Source organism: Ralstonia sp. VS2407, assembly GCF_052950655.1.
On record NZ_JBRFVG010000167.1, the window covers coordinates 1 to 506 of the forward strand.

1 protein-coding gene is annotated in these 506 nt (G+C 64.2%); it reads left to right on the plus strand.

Going from position 1 to position 506, the window contains the following annotated elements; genetic code table 11:
• The coding region (locus tag ACU8YE_RS24435; RefSeq protein WP_446929973.1) for a TonB-dependent receptor domain-containing protein at positions 1–431 on the plus strand (431 nt) is incomplete at its 5' end.
• Between the last annotated feature and the right edge of the window lie 75 nt (positions 432–506).

The window sequence follows — 506 nt, forward strand, 5'->3', positions numbered from 1 at the left end:
GTTTCGAATTCGGCTTCGCGGGCAACCTGACGCAGAAGTGGCACGTGTTCGGCGGCTATTCGTACCTGAACGCGATCACGACCGACGCGGGCCCCGGCAGCCCGGGCGCATCGGGCCTGCCGATGGTGATGGTGCCGAAGCACAACTTCACGCTGTGGACCAGCTACGACGTGATGCCGAAGCTCACGCTCGGCGCGGGTGCGACGGTGATGAGCAAGACCTATGCATCGGTATCGCCGACCGTGAAGAAGTGGACGCCCGGCTATGCACGCTTCGACGCGGCCGCGACGTGGCGCGTGAACAAGACGATGGACGTTCAACTGAACGTGCAGAACCTGTTCGACAAGCAGTATTACGCGAGCGCGTATCCGATCTACGCGACGTGGGCGCCGGGCCGTTCGGCGATGGTCACGCTCAACTTCTATCAGTAACGCCGCCGGCGACGGGAGGGCGCGCCGCGCCCTTCCCCGCCGCGTTCACCACGGCAGCGAATACGTCTTCACGTT